The sequence below is a fragment of the Gemmatimonadales bacterium genome (genome assembly GCA_019637315.1).
In the GTDB taxonomy this organism is placed as follows: Bacteria; Gemmatimonadota; Gemmatimonadetes; order Gemmatimonadales; family GWC2-71-9; genus SHZU01.
In genome coordinates this window covers 179629-198229 of sequence record JAHBVU010000003.1, presented here as the reverse complement: position 1 = coordinate 198229, position 18601 = coordinate 179629, and the positions used below count along the sequence as shown (strand labels likewise).

Below are 18601 nucleotides of genomic sequence, written 5' to 3'. Positions count from 1 at the left end.
CCAGATCATACACCACCAATGGCGGATGCCGTGGCCCAGGCCCGAAAGGGCTCGATGGAGGCGCTTGCGGTGCTGTACGCGGCGCATGGGGCCGAGGTCCTCGGCACCGCCTACCGAATTCTCGGGAATCGGGCCGACGCCGAGGACACGCTGCAGGACGTGTTCGTCGGCTTGCCCGAAGCGCTTGGCCGCTACCGCGAGGAAGGCAAACTCGGCGCCTGGCTCCGCCGGCTGACGGCGCGGGCGGCCCTGATGCGGCTGCGGCGGGGTCGGCGTGAGACGGCCTTTGCGGCCGCGTTTGATCGACCGGCGTCCGGCGGGGGCGACTCCGGCGTACTCGATCGCCTGGCCGTCGCGGACGCCCTGGACCGGCTTCCCGACACCCTCCGCCAGGTCCTGCTCCTCAAGGAAGTCGACGGCTTCACGCATGACGAGATCGCCGAGATGCTCGGAATCAGTCCCGGGGCGTCGGGGGTCCGGCTGCATCGTGCCTGGCGCGCGGTTCGGGCCCTGCTCGGTCCGGAGGAGGGCGCATGAGGCTGCATCGATCAGCGGGCGAGCTGGCGGGTCTCGACGCCCTGGATCCCGGGCGTCGGCGGCGGGTGCGCCGCCATCTCGAGGGATGCCAGCAGTGCCGTGATGAGCTGCTGCACGTCCGGAAGCTCCGCATGGTCGTGACCGAGGTCACGGCATGCGAGCTTCCGATGGCTGGCTTCGCAGCGATCCGCGCCCGTCGCGACGCGGGCGAACGAGTCATTCTTCCGGTCGAGCCCTTTCCCCGGCCTGCGCGTTCGTGGCGGCTGCGGCCCATCCTGCTGGCCGGGTCGGTGCTACTCGTCGCTGCTCTTGCTGCGCAGGTTGTGCTCCGCGAGGGCCGATCGGCTGATGGAGGCGAGCCGTCGCCGTCCGCGGTTCAGCGCGAGCCTCCGCCGGTCGGGGTGGCTGTGGTACCGGCGTCCGGGCTGGCCGAGGTCCGCCTGACGGCAGGGGGCCCCTTCCGGCTCGACGTCTCGATCACTGACGGGGTCGAGCTGGCGGTGCGAGGACGCGGCGCGGCAGCTCAGGCCCGCTTTCGGGTGGCGGGTGACGGCGTCAGTGTGACGGACCTGGCCGGCGGTGTCGTCGAAGTTGGGGTTCCCAAAGGGATGGTGGGGCGGATCTCGCTGGGCGGGGTCACCGTCATCGTATCCGATGGCGCGCGGCTTCGCGCCGAGGCAACCGGGACGACCGGGAGTCGCCTCGTGCTCGAGCTGGGCCGTTAGGCGGTGCTCATGCTCGCGCTCCTCGGGCTGGTCCAGCTTGCCACCGGGGGTATCGACGGCACGGTGCGCAGCGACGCCGGACTCCCGATTGCCGGCGCGGTCGTCACGGTCGACTCCCTCCAACGCCGGGTCGAGACGGACCCGGCCGGGCGGTTCTCTTTCCGGGAGATCCCGGCCGGCCGCTGGCAGGTGTCGATTGCTGCGGACGGCTACTCGGTAGTGACCCTGCGGGTGGACGTGGCAGCCGGCGCTACGACGCGAATCGAGATCGGCCTGACGCCGCGCGGGGAGGCTGACCGCGCCCGCCTCGAGGTCACGGTCCTGGGTGACGACGGCGGTCCGCTCGATCTGGCGACGCTGACGCTTGGCGGGCAGGTCCGCACCTCGGCCGGCGGGCGGGTCACCTTTCGCGGGCTCGATCCTGGCCCCTATCGGCTTCAGGTCCAGCGACTCGGCTATGTCTCACTCGATACTGTGATCTCGCGCGGCAGCGGGGTCCAGAGGATCTCCGTCCGGTTGGTGCCACGCCCGCGGGATCTACCGACCCTGGACGTGGTCGTTGCACCACGGTCACCGCGGGTTTCGACGCTCGCTCCTCCCGGCGACCTCGCCGGGGCGCTGGCCACCGGGTTTACCCGGATGTCGCGCGAAGAACTCCGCTCGGTGCCGCCGGCCTTCGAGCCGGACGTGCTTCGTGCCCTCCAGGCCACCGCCGGTGTCGGCGCGGCCAATGACATCAACGCCCACCCGGCGATACGCGGTGGCGCCCCCGAACACACCCTGTTTCTGCTCGACGGCGCGCCGGTGCTTGCTCCGTACCATATGTTCGGACTCTTCGGCGCGTTCAGCCCGGATGCGGTCGATGAAGTCCAGGTGCTGCGCGGCTCCCTGCCGGCCCGCATCGGTGGTGCGCTCGGCTCGGTGATCAGCGTTCGCTCGGCGCGGCCGGACCGGACTCGCCTGACCGGCGGGGCAACGGTGCTGACGTCCCGGCTGGCTGGCTCGGGACCGATCGGTCAGGGCGGGTCGTGGCTCCTGGCAGGGCGCCGCACCAATCTCGGGTTTGGCGAGAGCGGTCCGTTCGACATCGACATGCCCTACTGGTTCTGGGACATCCAGGGGACGGTGCGCGTCAAGCCCGGTCGCCATCAGGAGATCACCGTCACTGGGTACGGGTCGGGCGACAAGTTCGTCGAGGATCTTTTCTTCATCGATCAGGGATCAGCGCCGCTCTTCTCGAGCTGGGGCAATCGGGTCGCGTCGCTGACCTGGCGTCTGACGCCGCCGCGAGGCGTCGAGGCGTCGGCGAGCCTCTGGCGCAGCAGCTATCGCAGCCTCCTTGCCTTGGGCGATACTGCCTTGCGGGTCGACGGCGCGGTCACGGCGGGACGGACCCGGATGCGGGGCGCGTCCGTCGCCGTCGGAGGACCGATCGGACGCGGCAAGGTCCGGTTCGATGCCTCGGCGACCGCGACGTCTGCCAAGCTTGCGGGCGATTCTGCGTCGCCCGGGTATCTGGATGACCGGGCCGACCGTCGCCTGGTGGAGTTGTCCTCTTCGCTCGAACTGGAGCAGCGGATCGGCCCGATGGTCGTGGCGCCTGGCGTGCGACTGACCCGGTGGAGCACCGGGAGGCGGTGGAGTGTCGAGCCGCGCCTCGCGATGCGATTGGGATTGCCTGACGGTGGCCAGGTGACCGCGTCGGTCACGCGTACCGAGCAGGCGCTTTTTGCGCTTCGCGACGACCGGCTACCGATTCTCGGCGTTCCGTTCTGGCTGCTGCCTGATTCGGCGGAGCCTCGCGCGCGCGCGACGGCCTTCGAGCTCGCGGCAGCAAGGAACCTGGGACGGGGATGGAAGATCGAAGCCGCGGTCGTGCATCGCCGGCTGACCGGGCTGCCTCGCTGGCGTCCTTCGGGCACGCGGGATCTCGAGGGACTCGGGTTCGATGCCGGGACGGTCACCGGTCTCGAGCTGTCGCTGGCCAAACCATCGGGTCGGCTCACCGGGTGGGTTACCTATGCACCGCTCGTCTCGTCGGTCATCGATGATCGGGGTGATGAGTACCGACCGCTCTGGGACCGGCGCCACACCCTCGACGGGGTGTTCCAGCTCCGGCTGGGCAGCTGGGGAACCGTCTCGCACCGGATTGCGGCGGCGACCGGACAGCCGTTCTGGGCCGAGCAGGGGATGTTCACCGGCAGCGAGTTCGATCCGGTGACGGGCACGGTGCGGCGACGGACCGATGCGGATTTCCCGATCTGGTCGACCACCCAGGGGCAGCTCCCGGTGTACGTCCGTGCGGACCTGACGGTGTCGGGATCGTGGCGGATCGGCAGCGTGCAGGTGTCGCCGTTTGCCGGGCTGATCAACCTGACCGGTCGCCGCAACGTAACCGGATATCGGGTCCAGCCGGGCGGGCTGGCCAACACGCTCGAGTACCTCCCGCGGCGTCAGCTGCCCAGGATTCCGGTCCTCGGCATCGATATTACCGTTGCGAGTTCGAAGGGTGCATCGCCATGAGCTTCCTCTCGCGCCTGACCGCGTCGCTGGCGGCGGGCGCATGCCTGCTTGGCTGCGGTGACCCAGCGGCGCCGGACATTCCGGACCTGACCGACGGTTCGCTGCACCTCTTCGGGGTCCTGGTGGCCGACTCGTCGTATCAGGTCGTGTATGTCGACCAGACCGACGGCCTGCCGATTACGCGGCTCGACGCTGTGCTCAGCGAGGTTGGCCCCGATGGTGGACTCACGACGGTGGCGACGGCGGCGCCGGTCGAGGGTCAGGGTACCTCGTATGCAATGGTGTTCGAGGCCAGGGTTGAACCGGGTCGGCGGTATCGGGTCACGGTGACGGCTCCAGGGCGCCCCACGGCGACTGCGTCGACCACGGTACCTTCCGATTTTGAGATCACGGCGCTCGATGCTCGCGGAGATCCGCCTGGCTCGACGGGTTTGACTGCAGTCTGGTCGCCCAGCGCGGGGGCGTTCCGCTACATCGTCAACGTGCGGGCCAGCCCGGACTGCCTGACCAACCCGCCGATCTGCGAGGGCTTTGGCTCGCCGTGGGCCGGTGTTACTGGTGAGGCGAGGATCGACACCATCGTGCCAGCGGCAGCGATTCCGGCGGACCGGACCCGCGCGGTCGAGGTGGCCGTCATTGCGGTCAATCGGGAGCTGTTCGAATACTTCACGACGGGGGTCGGCGGGCCGTTTACCGTCCAGCCGAAACAAAATGTCCACGGAGGGCATGGCGTGCTGGGTGCGTGGGTCCGCCGGATCCGCACGGTCGATCGATCGACACAAGGGCCCGCTGGCCTGGGATCAGCGATGGCGGTCGATCAACGTCTGTTGCGTAGCAACTAACCCCTCGGCATCGGGTCGACGCTGAGTCCAGCTGCCATCGGCCGCGAGTTCCCAGGCCTGGCGGTTGTCCCGCCACATCAATTCGAGCAGTTCGCGCACGGTCTCGCGATGCGCCGCTGTGCCCAGCGGCGCGGCCGATTCGATCCGGCGATCGAGATTCCTCGGCATCCAGTCGGCGGACGAGATATAGACGTCCGGCTCGCCGCCGTTCTCGAAGTACCAGGCCCGTGAGTGCTCCAGGAATCGACCGATGACACTGATGACCCGGATGTTGTCACTCACGCCGGGTACGCCGGGCCTGAGCGCACAGATACCGCGAATGATCAGGTCGATCTGGACTCCGGCGCGTGACGCCTCGTACAAGGCCCGCATCACGTCGACGTGATTGAGGGCATTCATCTTGGCAAGGAGCCGCGCCGGCCGGCCCGCGCGGGCGTGCTGCGCCTCCCGTTCGATCAGCTGAATCAGTCGCGGGCGCATTCCGCCCGGGGCCACGAGCAGCTTTCGATAGCCCGCGGGCGCGGCAAATCCGGTGAGCACGTTGAAGAGATCCGACAGATCGGCGCCAAGCGCCGCGTCGGCGGTGAACAGGCCGAAATCCGTGTACAGGCGCGCCGTCTTCGGCTGGTAGTTGCCGGTGCCGATGTGAACGTAACGCCGGATCGTCTCGCCCTCGCGCCGGACCACCAGGATCACCTTGGCGTGGGTTTTGAGGCCCGGAATCCCATAGCTGACGTGAACGCCGACGTCCTCGAACCGCTGGGCCCACTGAATGTTGTTCTCTTCGTCGAAGCGTGCCTGCAGCTCGATCAGGACCGCCACCTGCTTGCCGCGCTCGGCCGCGTTGGCGAGCATTCGCGCGATGTGCGAGTCGCCCCCGGTGCGATAGAGCGTCATCTTGATGGCGAGAACGTCGGGGTCCTCGGTGGCGAGCTGCAGGAAGCGCTCGACCGAGGTGGTAAAGCTGTCGTAGGGATGGTGGACGAAGACCTCCCCCTCTCGGATCACGTCGAACAAGTTTGGCGTGCCTGAGAGTCGGGCCTGAGTCACCGGTACGAAGGGCGGGTCGCGCAGCTCGGGCCGTTCGATCGAGGCCAGCGACATCAGGTCGCCGGCGTCGAGCAGTCCGGCCACTTCGTACGTCTCATGCTCACCAAGCGGTAGTTCGGCGGGGTCCTGGTCGGCTGTCAGCTCGGCAGTGAGCAGGTTGCGCAGCGACGGCGGCGTGGCCGGCTGCACTTCGAGCCGAACCACCTCGGCAAAGCGCCGGTTCCGCACCTCCTCCTGAATCAGCGACAGCAGATCCTCGGCCTCTTCAGGATCGATTTCCAGATCGGTATTGCGGGTAATCCTGAAGGCGTAGGCGCCGAGGATCTCGATGCCGGGGAAGAGGGCCTCGAGATGCGCCGAAATCAGGGTCTCGAGCGGCACGAACCTGGTGCCGCCCGGGAGCGGGACCCAGCGCGGCAGAATCTTGGGCACCTTGACGCGGGCAAAGTGCTCGTCGCCCTCGGGGCCTCGGAGCGTGACGGCCAGCGAGATGCTCAGGTTCGAGATGGTCGGAAAGGGATGGCCCGGATCGACGGCGAGCGGCGTCAGCACCGGAAACACCTGGTCGGTGAAATAGCGAGCCAGGTGCGCACGATCCGCCTCCGTCAGCGCATTCCAGTCGACGATCAGCTCGATCCCGGCGGCGGCGAGGGCCGGCAGCACGTCCTGCATCAGGCAGCGGTCGTGGTGGCGCTGCAGCTCACGAACCACGGTCGAGATCGCGGTCAGCTGCTCCTCCGCTGTCAAACCGTCGGCAGCGGGGTCCTGGTATCGCGCCGCGACCTGCTTGCGAAGACCGGCGACGCGGACCTGAAAGAACTCGTCCAGATTCGACGCGAAGATCGCCAGAAACTTGAGCCGTTCGAGCAACGGCGTTCGCGGATCCTCGGCTTCGTGGAGTACCCGCCGGTTGAACTCGAGCCAGGAGAGTTCGCGATTGATGTAGAGCGCCGGGTGGCGCAGGTCGACCGAGGGGGTGTCGGCGGGAATCGGCATAGGGGCGAACATAGGGCCGGTGTGGCCCTCTGCGCGTAACGACTCGGTCACGGGTCGCCGGATGCCGGGGTCAGATACTGGTCGAGCCAGTCGAGCACCACGTTCCACCAGAGCCGCCGGTTCCGCGGCTTCTGAACGAAGTGCCCCTCGTCTGGGAAATAGAGAAACTTGGACGCGATGCCGCGGAGCTGCAGCGCGGTGAAGGCCTGAAACCCTTCCGACACGTCGACCCGGAAATCCTGCTGACCGTGACTGATCAGCATCGGGGTTTGCCACTGCGTCACGAAGTTGGCCGGCGACCACTGCGCCAGCAGGGTTCGCGCTTCCGGCGAAATCGGCGATCCGCCAAACTCCCAGATCGGAAACCAGAGCTCCTCGGTCGTGCTTGCCATGCTCTCGGTGTTGAAGATGCCGCTGTGGGCCACCAGCGTCTTGAAGCGGGTGGTCCGACCGGCCATCCAGTAAATCATGTAGCCGCCGTACGAGGCGCCGGCCGCGCCGATCCGGGTGCCGTCGACGTAGGGCAGCCGTTCGAGATACTCGACCCCGCGCATCAGATCCTGGTAGGGCAGGTCGCCCCAGCGGCGGGAAATGCTGTTGGTGAAGGCCTGGCCGTACCCGGTGGAACCATGAAAATTCACGCCGGCGACGACGTAACCACGCGAGGCAAAGAGCGCGTAGTTCCAGCGCAGGTGCCAGGTGTCGGTCCAGGCGCTCTGAGGCCCGCCATGGATCAGGTAGGCGACCGGATACTTGCGGGCCGGATCGAAGCCGGGCGGCTTGACCAGCAGGCCGAAGACGCTGTCGCGATTGGCGCCGACAAAACCGAAGGTTTCCACCGGCGTCAACTCGATATCGGCCAGCAGTGTGGCGTTGAGCGAGGTCAGCTTGCGTGCCGTCAGCGGTCCGCGGCCCACCAACGGCAGCAGATAGATCTCGGGAGGCGCGGCCGCGGTCTGGTGCAGGTAGATCATGGCGTTGCCGGACGGAGCCAGCTGCGGAGCCGAACTCGATCCGCCCGAGACCATCAGGGTGCGGCGGCTGCTGGCGAGGTCGATGCGATGCAGCTGCCGTTCGCCGCGCATCTCGACCTCGGCAACGATCGAGCGCGAGTCGGGCGCCCAGTTGAAGGCCAGGATGCTCGCGTCCCAGTCGCCGGTGAGCGACCGATGATCGCCGCTGGCCCGGTCGTACAGCATCAGCTCCTGTCGGTCGGCCTCGAAGCCGGGTGTGCGCATCGACAGGTAGGCGATCCAGCGCGCGTTGGGCGCATAGGATGGGCTATGGTCGTTGCCGGGGTTCCGCGTCATCGGAACCAGACCGGTGCCATCCGGCCCGATCAGGTAGATGTCGTTGTTGGTGCTGGTGGCCACGACGGAGTCGGCGTTGAAGACGATTGCCAGCTCCGTACCGAGCGGCGAGATCGCTACGTCACGGCCACCCAGCGCCAGCGTCGGGACATCGTGGTCGAACGGTGTGATGTCGGTCGCGAGCCCGGTCGGCAGGTCGATCCGGAAGAGGTGCTGGCGGAGGCCGGCCCGCCAACTGTTCCAGTGCCGGTACATCAGCCCGGTCCACATCCGGGCATTGGTCGGAAACTCCCCGTGCCGGCGCTGCAGCTCGGTCGTATCAGGCCAGCTGATATCAGCCGCAACGAACAATGCGGTCGTATCGGGAGACCACCAGTACTCGTTGACACCGCTCGGCAGTGAGGTGAGCTGCACCGGCTCGCCGCCATCGGTCCGGATCCGCCAGACTTGCGGGCTGCCGCTCCGGGTCGAGAGGAACGCCAGAGTCCGACCGTCGCGCGCCCAGCGCGGCGCCAGGTCGGACCCGGCGCCGCGGGTCAGTTCCCGGGTAGACCCGTTGGTCAGATTGTGGAGCCAGAGCCGGGACACGTTGCGATCGTCGCTGAGCGAAGGCGTGGTGACCGTGAACGCGATTAGCGAACCATCGGGCGAGAGCTGCGGGTCGCCGACGATCTGGAGCGCCAGGAAGTCTTCGACAGTCATGGCGCGGCCGCCGTTCTGCGCAGCTAGCCGGCTTGCCGCGAGCGCAGCGAACAGCGCGAACGTCCCGAGGATGCAGGCGGCGAGTCGCCGCAGGTCGGTCACTTGATCACTCCTCCGCCCAGGACCTGGCCCTCGGCCGTGTAGAGCACACCAGACTGGCCCGGCGTGATGGCGCGAGCGGGCTCGTGGAGGTCGAGGACCAGACCGGTCGGGCCGACGGTGCGCACCGTGGCGGGCACGCTCCGACTGCGATAGCGGATCTGCACCTCGCAGTGATCGCCGGCGTCAAGCGGAGCGGCAAGCCAGTTGAGCTCTTCGAGCTCCACGACGGTACCGGCGAGTTCCGCCTCGGTGCCGACCACGACGGCGCGGTCGGCGGGCCGAATCCCGACAACGTAGAGGGGCAGCGGCGCGCCGCCGGGCAGGCCGCGTCGCTGTCCGATGGTGTATCGGGCGAAGCCGCGATGCTCCCCGATCTGCGTTCCCGCAGTCGTGACGACGGGGCCCGGCGCCAGCGCCGGTGCATCGGCAGGCAGGCGCGCTTCGAGTACGCTGACGTAGTCGTCGTTCGGCACGAAGCAGATCTCGACCGACTCCGGCTTGTCCGCCGTGGTCAACCCGAGGGTCCGGGCCGCAGCGCGCGTCTCGGCCTTGGTCAGCGCACCGACCGGGGTTCGCATCCGGGCCACCACCTCAGGTGGAATGCCCCAGAGGAAATAACTCTGGTCCTTGTTTCGGTCGGCGCCGCGGAACAGCTTGCCCTCTTTGGCAATCGCATAGTGCCCGGTGGCAATGGCATCGCAGCCAAGCGCGTCGGCGTGAGCCAGGAGGTCTCGGAACTTGGTGAACGAGTTGCAGCGGACGCAGGGAATCGGGGTCCGACCTCGGCTGTACTCATCAACGAAGTTGGTGATGACCTGCTCGCCGAAGCGATCTTCCAGATTCAGGACGTAGTGTGGAATCCCGAGGGCGTGGGCCACGTCGCGAGCATCGTTGATCGAGTCGAGCGAACAGCAGGGACGATCAGGCACCTCGTCGCCGTAGCAGAAAAGCTTCATCGTGGCGCCGACGACATCATAGCCCTGCTGGACCAGCACGGCGGCGGCGAGTGAGCTGTCGACCCCGCCGGACATGGCGACCAGAATCTTCTCAGGCACGTCCGAGTACCGTCGCGAGTTTGCGGACCTTGTCGACGATGCCGGGGAACACCGAGACGACCTGCGCAATGTCGGCGTCCCGGGTCTCGTGGCCCAGGCTCAGGCGGATCGCACTGAGCGCGAGGGGACGCGGCACGCCCATGGCCACCAGAACGTGCGATGGCTCGACCGATCCGGTCGAGCAGGCCGACCCGCCCGAGACCGCAATCCCGGCGAGATCCAGATGCATGAGCAGGGCCTCGGCCTCCGCGCCAGGGACGGCGAGGCTGAGCACGTGCGGCGCCCGGGGCGCTCCTTCGCCGTTGACGACCAGGTCCGGCACGACGGCGCGCAACTCCGCCAGGAGCTTGTCGCGCAGCCGACCGAGACGGTCTGCTTCCTCCGCAACCTCCGCCGCTGCCAGGATCGCTGCTTTGCCGAGCGCCACCGCGCCAGCCACATTCTCGGTGCCCGGACGGATGCCGAACTGCTGGCCTCCGCCATGGATCAGGGCGTCGACTACCCCGCGGTCGCACACGATCAGCGCGCCGATGCCCTTGGGCGCGCCGATCTTGTGCCCGGACAACGTGAGCAGGGTGCAGCAGGCGTCGGCGAGATTGATCGGCAGCTTGCCGAAGGCCTGGACCGCGTCGGAGTGGAACGGCACGCCCGCCTCGCGGGCGGCTCGACTCATTGCCTCGATCGGCTGGCGGACCCCCGTTTCGTTGTTGACCCACATGAACGAGGCAATAGCCGGCGCGCGCGTCAGGGAGGTCGCAAACGCCGCCTGGTCGATCAGTCCGCTGCCGTCGACCGGGAGAATGTCTTCTTCGCCGCCAAGCGTGACCACATGGTGCGCAGCTGCCAGCACGGCCTTGTGCTCGATGGCCGAGGTGACCACCCGCATCGGGCGGCCCCGGTTGCGCGCAGCGAGCGCGCTGCCGATGATGGCCAGATTGTCGGCCTCGGTGCCCCCCGACGTGAAAACAACCTGGTTCGGCTCGGCACCGACCGCGGTGGCGACCTGGCGCCGGGCCTGCTCGATCCCGGCGCGGGCGGTCCGCCCGAAATGGTGGGCGCTGGACGGATTGCCGAAGGCGCCGCTGCCCAGATAGGGGAGCATTGCTTCGAGCACCTCAGGGCGCACCGGGGTGGTGGCCGCATGGTCGAGGTAGACGGGTCGTACCGGCATAGACAGGGATTATAACCCCGGATCGGGAGGCCGATGAGCCCCCTACATGCTCTGAACCCCCAGCTGGACGATGTCGTCGATCTCGACCGTCTCGTGGGTGAAATACGGTTCCCCGAACCGGGCCCGGATCAGCGAGCCGTAGTGGGCGTTCTGGGTTCCCACCAGGCTGTAGAGGTCCTGGCCGGTGGGAAAGATCTCTCCAGCGTTGGTTGCCCCATCAAACTGGCTCGCGTAGCAGCGGATCGCGGCCATTTTTCGGTCGAACTGTGGTGTAATATCCACCACGAACGTCGGCTTGACCGGGTCTTCCCGATACGCCAGGGCGTAGAGGATCTTGAACGGGCGATGGGGCATTCCACCGGCCGGATACTTGGCCAGACCGGCCAGGAAACAGGCATCCCGGGCCAGTTCCGAGGCGATTCGGTGGTCGGGGTGTCGTCCGACGGGAAAGGGCAGGATCACGACCCTGGGCGCGAAATGGCGGATCGCTTCGACCACGATCCGGCGCGCCTCGTCGGAGTTGTGCAGTCCGGCGTCGGGCAACCCTGCATTGCGCCGTTCAGCCACCCCCATGATCCGGGCGGCGGCCTCTGCTTCACTGGCGCGGAGTGCGGCGGATCCGCGGGTGCCGGTTTCGCCGGCCGTGAGATCGAGAATTCCGGTTCGGTATCCCTGATCAGCCGCTTTGATCAGGGTGCCGGCACAGGTCAGCTCGACGTCATCCCGATGAGCGGCAACCGCCAGAACATGAACCGACTGGGTCACTGGGTCTTCCGGCGCTCTTCCACGATCACGGCCGCCGTCTGCGTACCGAGTGTGAACGCGGAATGGAACTTGCCCTCGACGCCTGCTTTGGATCCTTCCCGCGGAACGCCGCTCTGAGTCACGATGGTGACTTTGCCCGTCCCGTCGTCGATCTGGTAAGCACCGACGCCCAGAATCCCCACCGAGCCGGTCACCGAGCCGGCCACTCGCACCGTCTGCCCTTCGTACTTACCGGGCTCGTCGAGCAGGCTCTGGATCGAGGTGGTGCCGCAGGACTTGAGAAAGAACACTGCGGCCATGGCCAGCAGGAAGGGCGATCCGGCGCGAGGGCGAGAGGTACGCAGCATGGGACGCTCCACTTGGCAAGTCGTAGAACCGGCGAGTCAGCTGTGGTACGATGGAAAGGTACTGCGGGGAGGCTGCGTCCGGCACGGGCGCAGCCTGGACCTGCTACTCGTAGCGGAGGGCGTCGACCGGGTCGAGCTTGGCGGCCTTGCTGGCCGGGTAGAGGCCGAAAAAGATGCCGGTCACGATACTGGCGCCCAGAGCGGCGACGACCGACCAGAGGGGCACCGCGGCTGGAATCGGCGTGTAGTTGCTGACCAGCCAGGCGATCGATCCGCCCATGGCCATACCAATGATGCCACCCAGCACCGTCAGCGTCGCGGCCTCGACCAGGAACTGGAACATGATTTCCCGTCGGGTGGCACCGAGCGCTTTGCGAACCCCGATTTCCTTGGTCCGCTCGGTGACCGAGATCATCATGATGGCGACAACACCAACACCGCCGACCAGAAGGCCGACGCTCGACAGCGCCAGCATGACCAGGAAGAAGCCGCCCGTGACCTTGTTGTAGACCTCGAGCATCTTGTCCTGCGTCACGATGGCGAAGTTGTTCTCCTCTTTGGGGCGCAGGCCGCGAGACATCCGCAGCGCCGAGATGACCCGATCCTGAGCCTCAGCCACGGTGACCGTATCGGCCGGCTTGATCATGATCCACATCCCGCCCCGGCGATACTGGGCCACCTTGGTGAAGGTGCCGTGAGGCATGACCGCGATCGGGTTTTGAGCGGCGCCGCCGAACAAGCTGGCGGCCTCGGCATAGATCCCGACGACGGTGAAGGGAACCCCGAAGATCTTGACCCGTCGCTGCAGCGGGTCCAGTCCGGGAAAGACCCGTTCGGCCAGTCGATCGTTGATGATGGCCACGTGACTGCCGGCGGCCGCTTCCACCTCGGTGAAGTTGCGGCCCTGGACCAGGGTGCCGCCCGCAGCGTCCAGCATGTTGGGGGTGGCGCCGATCACGAAGACGGAACTGAGGCTGACCGGGCCGACACTGACCGGACCGCTGGTTTCCTCACGCCAGGCCACCTGCGCAATGCCCGGCAAGCGGCGAATCATTCGCCCTTCGTCGGCGGTGACGAACGGATTTCGTTCCCAGGGACGCTCGGTGCCGTCCGAGACGTTGACGCCACCCTGGAAATGTCGCATCACCATGAAGGTGGTCGGCCCGGCCTGCTCGAGCATCCCGCTGACGGACCGGTTGATGCCGGTGATCATCGACGCCATCGCGATCACGACCATCACGCCGATGGCCACGCCGAGGATGGTCAAGGCGGCCCTGGCCTTGTTGACCCGGATCGACTCGAGCGCAATCAGCACGCCTTCGAAGAGGCGCGCCGGGTCGAGCAGGCTGACCTTGGCGAGCTTGCGGCGCGCGGCCGGCGGCAACGCGCCCGGGATCGGCGGCCAGCGGGGGGGCAAGGCGGCGTTACTCATTCAGACCTCAGTGCCTGAATCGGGTCCAGCTTCGACGCGCGGCTGGCGGGGTACACGCCGGCCACCATGCCAACGAACACGCCGACGAAGACGCCCACCCCGATCGACCACGGTGCCACGCTGGCTGGAAGCGGGGTCGTTGCCTTGACCACATAGGCCAACAGAATGCCGAGCCCGATGCCGATCGAAGCTCCGACGGTGGAAATCGTGGCCGATTCGATGATGAACTGCGCCAGGATGTCGCGCCGCTTGGCCCCCAGCGCCTTGCGGATGCCGATTTCCCGAGTGCGTTCGCTCACTGCCATCAGCATGATGTTCATGATCACAATCCCGCCGACGACCAGCGAGATCGCCACCAGGCCCGGAAGAGCGGTGAACAGCACCGCCGAGATCCGACGCCATCCTTCGAGGGCGCCCTCGGCGGTTTCCAGGGCAAAGTTGTTCTCCTGGTTGGGCCGGAGCCGCCGGCGGATGCGCATCAGCTCTTCGGCTTCGGCCACGGCTGATACCAGGTGGTCGATCGAGGGGGTCTGGACGTTCAGCTCGTCCATGTATCCCAGTCGGCAGGTCAGCCGGTTGGCGGGCGACTCGAAGGGCGTGATCACGAAGTTGTCCATCGAGAAGCCGAACAGCGTTCCCTGCTTCTCGACCACCCCAATGATGCGATAGGGCAGCCCGCCCACGGTGACGGAGCGACCGAGCGGGTCGACGCCGGGAAAGAGGCGCTCGGCGAGTTCGAAGCCAATCACCGCAACCAGGGAGCCTTGCTTCGCCTCGTGGGTCGAGAAGGGACGCCCGGACGCCAGGTCGTAGTTGCGAATCGTGAATATCGGCGGATCCGCAGCAACCACGCGCACGCCGGAGGCGGTTCGTCCGCCCGCGATCACGTTGGTGCCGCCATCGCAGGCGCGGGCAAAGATTGCGGGCGTCTTGAGCTTGGCCATGACCCAGTCGGCATCACCGTAGTCGATGCGCGGCCGGCGGGACCACTCGCGCCAGGTCTCGTCCGAGATGTTGCCCATGTTGATGTCGGGTGTCCGGCGCAGCTTGAAGGTGTTGAGTCCGACCAGTCGGTTGGCGAACTCGTCCTCCATGTACACGTTCATCCCCTGGACGATCGACACCACCGCGATCAGGAAGGTGACGCCGATCAGCACCCCGATCAGACTGAAGAAGCTCTTCAGCTTCTGAGTCCACAGGGTGGTCAGCGCCATCCGAACCGCTTCAAGGAACGGCATGGCTCAGGCGGCCTCGGTTCGCTCGGGGCGGACATCGCTGGCAACCCGACCGTCGCGCAGGGTGACGATGCGCTCGGCGTGGGCCGCGATGTCGGCCTCGTGGGTCACCACGATGATGGTCTGGCCCTGCCCGTGCAGCAGGCCGAAGACTCGCATGACGTCTGTGCTGGTGGCGCTGTCGAGGTTGCCGGTCGGCTCGTCGGCCAGCAGGATCGACGGCTCATTGACCAGGGCGCGGGCAATCGCGACCCGCTGCCGCTGTCCGCCCGACATCTCATTGGGGCGATGATCCATCCGGTTACCCAGCCCGACGCGTTCGAGCGCCGCCCGGGCGCGATCGCGACGGACCTTGCCCGACAACCCGGCATAGACGAGCGGCAGCTCGACGTTCTCGAGTGCGGTGGCGCGGGGCAGCAGGTTGAAAGTCTGAAAGACGAAGCCGATCTCGCGGTTGCGGACCCGCGCCAGCTCATCGTCCGTCATTCGCGACACTTCCTGGCCGTTGAGCCAGTACTCGCCCGAGGTGGGCGTATCGAGGCAGCCGAGCATGTTCATCATGGTCGACTTGCCTGAGCCGGACGGCCCCATGATGGCCACGTATTCGTTGCGACGAATCTCGAGGGTCACGCCGCGCAGCGCCTGGACCAGCTCCTCGCCCATCCGGTACTCCCGGACCAGCGAGTCGATCCGAATCACGTTCTCGCTCACGATCGGGCCGGGACAGGTGCCGCTGGAGTCCCTGACTTCGGTGGCCGAACTCTGGTCGAGTCCTTGAGGTCGCGGACCGCCTGGAACGGGCCGGCAACGATCGAGTCGCCCCGAGCCAGTCCGTCGAGCACTTCGAAGTGTTCTTCGCCGGTAATGCCGATCCGGACCGGCTTGAACATCGCGATCCCGTTGCGGACGACGAAGACGCCCTCCCGGTCGCGGCCGCGCAATCGGCCGGCGCCGGACCCCGCCGGCTTGAGCTCGCTGGGCACCTCTTCGTGCTGCCTGACGGTCAACGCAATGATCGGAATCGACAGCGCCTCCTCCCGGGTATCCGTGACGATCCGCGCGGTGGCCGACAGGTCCGGTCGGACGGCGGCCGGGGGGCTTTCGAGGGTGACTTCGACATCGAAGTCGACCGACTGCGCAGCAGAGCTCGTCGACTGTGCAGCAACCGTGGCGCTGTGGGAGATCTTGGTGACGCGCCCGACGAACGCGCTGTCGGGAAAGGCGTCGATCGACACCTCGACCGAGTCGCCGAGGCTGACCCGGACCATGTCGGTTTCGTCGACCCGGACCTTGGCGAGGATGGTGCCCAAGTCGGCGATCGTCATCAGTCGGCCGGTTTCACGAGAGAACGTGCCCGGGACCGCCACTTCGCCGACCTCGACCGGCAGGCGGACGACTCGGCCGTTGATCGGCGAAACGATCCGGGTCTTGCTCAGCTGATCGCGAGCTTCCGAGAGTGAGCCGCGGGCCTGGTCGACGTTGGCCGACGAGGCATTGTACGACGCGACGGCCACGTCGTACTGCTGCTGCGCCTGCTCGACCTGCTCGGTCGAAACCAGGGCGGCGTTGAGCTTTCGCATCTCGATCCAGCGGTCGAGCTGCCGCTTGGCCTGATCGCGATTGGTCTGCGCCTGCACCAGTCCCGCCTGGTTCGAGGCCAGCAGGCCCTCGAGCCGTCGCACGGCGGATTCATACTGGGCCGGATCGATCAGAACCAGAAACTGGCCCTTCTTGACGAGGTCGCCTTCCTTGACGCCGAGCTGCACGATGCGGCCGGTAATGTCGGCGGAAATGTCCACCTGGGCTTCCGCCTCGATCTTGCCACTGGCCGTTACGATCGACACCAGACGGCGAGGTTCGACCGATTCCAGCCGGACTTCGGTGGCTTTCCCATCCCGCTTGGACGCCTGGAAGGCGAACACCGCTGCTGCGGCAACGACAACCACCGCGGCCAAACCCCATTTCGTGCGCTTCGACATGGCTTCCGATTCCCGCGCTCAGCGGAGTGGTCGGCCGACGGCAAGCTCGAGCGCCGCCACGGCCTTGTGATAGTCGTACACTGCGTTGACGTAGTCGCCCTCGGCCCGCTGGACGTTGTTCTCGGCGTCGGTGACGTCAAGTGCGCTGCCGGCGCCCAGCCGGTAGCGATCCTGCGCCAGCTGGCGCTGATCGCGGGCAGCTTCCCGGTTGGCTTCCTGGACGGCGATGGCGCGAAAGGCCGTCTCCACCGCCAGGTGGCGCCCCTGCACCTCGGTGCGCACCTGCAGCTCACGGGCCCGTGCGGCTTCCCGCAGGTCGTCCCGCTGCGCACGCGCCTGGGCAATGTTGAGGTCGCGCTGGAACCCGTCGAAAATCGGCAGCGAAATCCGGACGCCGGCGCTGAACGGCTGGCTCGTGAAGCTGAACGGGAAGGCGCTGTTGCGCGAGATGATGGCGTTGCGGACTTCGGGGAGCAGGGCCTCGCCGGTTGCGTCGAGCCCGGCAAAGCCGCGGCAGTCGGCGATGGTGCCGTTGCCCGGCTGACCGCCGATGCCGCCGCCCGGCAGGCTGGTGATCAGGCTGTTCTGGAACTGGCAGTTGTTGAACTGACTGGTGGCACCACTGAGCGCCTGCGTCAGCAGCACGTTGTCGTTGGTGAACTGCTGGGTGTACCCTTGCCAGCCCGCCTGGAAGCTCAAGGTGGGCAGATAGCGCGATCGCTGCGCACGGACCGCGTGTGCCGCCGCCCCTTCACGCGCGCGCGCCGCCCGGATCTGGGGGTTCTGCTCACCTGCCACGCCCAGCAGGCCGTCGAGCTGCCAGGCGGGGGCGGTCACCGGGAACGAGTCGGGGAGCGACACCTCGCGGACCGCCACCGGCGCGTTGAGCCCGATCCGGCGGAAGAGTTCGAGCTTGGCCTCGGCCTCGGTCTGCTCGGCGCGCAAGAGCGCAATGTCGGCCTGGCCCTTCTGAACCTGCGCCTGCTTGACGTCGAGTATGGTGGCCTGGCCGACCTGGAACCGGGCCTCGGCCAGGGTCAGGAACTCGGCGTTCCGGGCCACTTGCTGGCGCGCCACCTCGGTCTGCGCCGAGGCTTGCAGCGCGGTGAGATACTGGAAGGTGACGTCGAAGCGGAGGGACACTTCTGCCCCGACGATGTCCTCCGAAATGGCGGTCTGGTTGGCTCGCTGCTGACCCGGCGCCGAGAGCGTGCTGCCGGACAACTGCCAGTTCAGGTCGATGCCGTATCCCGACGAGAGGGTGGGCGACGACTGGTTGAAGACGGAGCCCGCGAAGGTGGCCGAGCCAGGCCCCGTGTACGACATGCTGCCGGAGACGGACAGCGACGGCAGCATCGTCGTGGCGTAGGCATTGCGCACACTCCAGCGCGCCGCGGTGGCGTCATTCAGCGTCTGACGGTAGGTCGGGCTGTGACGGGAGGCCTGACTCAGCGCCTGCTCGAGCGTCAGCGAGGACGGTGGGGCCTGTCCGAGACCGGAAGCGGGTGCCAGCAGTAGCAGCGCAAGGGCGAGGGCCCTGGGCGTCATCGCGTTCATTCCTTTCGTTGAACCGAACAGTCGACGGGCACTCGTACGGACACCACTGGTTCGCGGTTTCAACTTGGGACGAATGCGGAGCAAGTCGTTCAATCGCATCGGTTTGTCCATTCATCAAACGCAGGTTGGACGAAGCCCGGATCGGGCCGGTAACCTGGACCACCGATGAAGGGTTCGTGCCTTGATGTCTTGGAATCTAAACCGTTGTCATCAGGTTGCTTAGGTTATCTTCGCCTGGCGGACCTGGTGCGCTGGGGTGACCGCTCTTGGGAC

At 67.2% G+C, this 18601-nt stretch carries 15 protein-coding genes; 4 read left to right on the top strand and 11 right to left on the bottom strand.

Annotated features, from left to right (window positions below; translation table 11 throughout):
• Positions 1–18: 18 nt before the first annotated feature.
• The 4 genes from KF785_04425 to KF785_04410 are packed head-to-tail and all read left to right on the top strand — an operon-like array spanning position 19 to position 4627.
• On the top strand, positions 19–537 hold the full coding sequence (locus KF785_04425; GenBank protein ID MBX3145991.1) for a sigma-70 family RNA polymerase sigma factor: 519 nt from the start codon (positions 19–21) through the stop codon (positions 535–537).
• On the top strand, positions 534–1262 hold the full coding sequence (locus KF785_04420) for a hypothetical protein (protein ID MBX3145990.1): 729 nt from the start codon (positions 534–536) through the stop codon (positions 1260–1262). Before KF785_04425 ends, KF785_04420 begins: the two co-directional genes overlap by 4 nt.
• 9 nt (positions 1263–1271) lie before the next feature.
• Positions 1272–3785, top strand: coding sequence for a TonB-dependent receptor (locus KF785_04415; protein ID MBX3145989.1), 2514 nt, complete (start codon positions 1272–1274; stop codon positions 3783–3785).
• On the top strand, positions 3782–4627 hold the full coding sequence (locus KF785_04410) for a DUF4249 family protein (protein ID MBX3145988.1): 846 nt from the start codon (positions 3782–3784) through the stop codon (positions 4625–4627). Before KF785_04415 ends, KF785_04410 begins: the two co-directional genes overlap by 4 nt.
• On the opposite strand, the gene ppk1 is transcribed toward KF785_04410, so the two are convergent.
• From ppk1 to KF785_04355, 11 genes are all read right to left on the bottom strand, one after another.
• Positions 4586–6673: a polyphosphate kinase 1 gene (gene ppk1 / locus KF785_04405; protein ID MBX3145987.1), complete on the bottom strand. Its 2088-nt coding sequence runs from the start codon at positions 6671–6673 to the stop codon at positions 4586–4588. The two genes, KF785_04410 and ppk1, sit on opposite strands and share 42 nt — an antisense overlap.
• 47 nt (positions 6674–6720) lie before the next feature.
• Complete coding sequence (locus KF785_04400; GenBank protein ID MBX3145986.1) at positions 6721–8787, bottom strand: S9 family peptidase; 2067 nt, start codon at positions 8785–8787, stop codon at positions 6721–6723.
• A complete protein-coding gene (mnmA, locus tag KF785_04395; protein ID MBX3145985.1) occupies positions 8784–9842 on the bottom strand; it encodes a tRNA 2-thiouridine(34) synthase MnmA in 1059 nt (352 codons plus the stop codon). Before mnmA ends, KF785_04400 begins: the two co-directional genes overlap by 4 nt.
• On the bottom strand, positions 9835–11013 hold the full coding sequence (locus KF785_04390) for a cysteine desulfurase (protein ID MBX3145984.1): 1179 nt from the start codon (positions 11011–11013) through the stop codon (positions 9835–9837). The genes mnmA and KF785_04390 overlap by 8 nt, the downstream gene beginning before the upstream one ends.
• A gap of 42 nt (positions 11014–11055) precedes the next feature.
• Positions 11056–11778: a bacillithiol biosynthesis deacetylase BshB1 gene (gene bshB1, locus KF785_04385; protein ID MBX3145983.1), complete on the bottom strand. Its 723-nt coding sequence runs from the start codon at positions 11776–11778 to the stop codon at positions 11056–11058.
• The gene (locus KF785_04380) at positions 11775–12125 is read right to left on the bottom strand and encodes a hypothetical protein (GenBank protein ID MBX3145982.1); all 351 of its coding nucleotides are present in this window, start codon (positions 12123–12125) and stop codon (positions 11775–11777) included. Before KF785_04380 ends, bshB1 begins: the two co-directional genes overlap by 4 nt.
• A 103-nt stretch (positions 12126–12228) precedes the next feature.
• A complete protein-coding gene (locus tag KF785_04375; protein ID MBX3145981.1) occupies positions 12229–13557 on the bottom strand; it encodes an ABC transporter permease in 1329 nt (442 codons plus the stop codon).
• Positions 13554–14795, bottom strand: coding sequence for an ABC transporter permease (locus KF785_04370; protein MBX3145980.1), 1242 nt, complete (start codon positions 14793–14795; stop codon positions 13554–13556). The genes KF785_04375 and KF785_04370 overlap by 4 nt, the downstream gene beginning before the upstream one ends.
• A 3-nt stretch (positions 14796–14798) precedes the next feature.
• Complete coding sequence (locus KF785_04365) at positions 14799–15491, bottom strand: ABC transporter ATP-binding protein (protein MBX3145979.1); 693 nt, start codon at positions 15489–15491, stop codon at positions 14799–14801.
• Between the two features lie 8 nt (positions 15492–15499).
• A complete protein-coding gene (locus KF785_04360; protein ID MBX3145978.1) occupies positions 15500–16771 on the bottom strand; it encodes an efflux RND transporter periplasmic adaptor subunit in 1272 nt (423 codons plus the stop codon).
• An 18-nt stretch (positions 16772–16789) separates the two neighbouring features.
• Complete coding sequence (locus tag KF785_04355; protein MBX3145977.1) at positions 16790–18319, bottom strand: TolC family protein; 1530 nt, start codon at positions 18317–18319, stop codon at positions 16790–16792.
• Positions 18320–18601 lie beyond the last annotated feature (282 nt).

Coding starts and splice junctions, on each gene's coding strand:
- ppk1 (MBX3145987.1), bottom strand. CDS start 6,673: ATGCCGATTCCCGCCGACACCCCCTCGGTCGACCTGCGCCACCCGGCG.
- KF785_04410 (MBX3145988.1), top strand. CDS start 3,782: ATGAGCTTCCTCTCGCGCCTGACCGCGTCGCTGGCGGCGGGCGCATGC.
- KF785_04360 (MBX3145978.1), bottom strand. CDS start 16,771: ATGTCGAAGCGCACGAAATGGGGTTTGGCCGCGGTGGTTGTCGTTGCC.
- KF785_04420 (MBX3145990.1), top strand. CDS start 534: ATGAGGCTGCATCGATCAGCGGGCGAGCTGGCGGGTCTCGACGCCCTG.
- KF785_04355 (MBX3145977.1), bottom strand. CDS start 18,319: ATGACGCCCAGGGCCCTCGCCCTTGCGCTGCTACTGCTGGCACCCGCT.
- KF785_04390 (MBX3145984.1), bottom strand. CDS start 11,013: ATGCCGGTACGACCCGTCTACCTCGACCATGCGGCCACCACCCCGGTG.
- KF785_04375 (MBX3145981.1), bottom strand. CDS start 13,557: ATGAGTAACGCCGCCTTGCCCCCCCGCTGGCCGCCGATCCCGGGCGCG.
- KF785_04425 (MBX3145991.1), top strand. CDS start 19: ATGGCGGATGCCGTGGCCCAGGCCCGAAAGGGCTCGATGGAGGCGCTT.
- KF785_04415 (MBX3145989.1), top strand. CDS start 1,272: ATGCTCGCGCTCCTCGGGCTGGTCCAGCTTGCCACCGGGGGTATCGAC.
- KF785_04370 (MBX3145980.1), bottom strand. CDS start 14,795: ATGCCGTTCCTTGAAGCGGTTCGGATGGCGCTGACCACCCTGTGGACT.
- KF785_04380 (MBX3145982.1), bottom strand. CDS start 12,125: ATGCTGCGTACCTCTCGCCCTCGCGCCGGATCGCCCTTCCTGCTGGCC.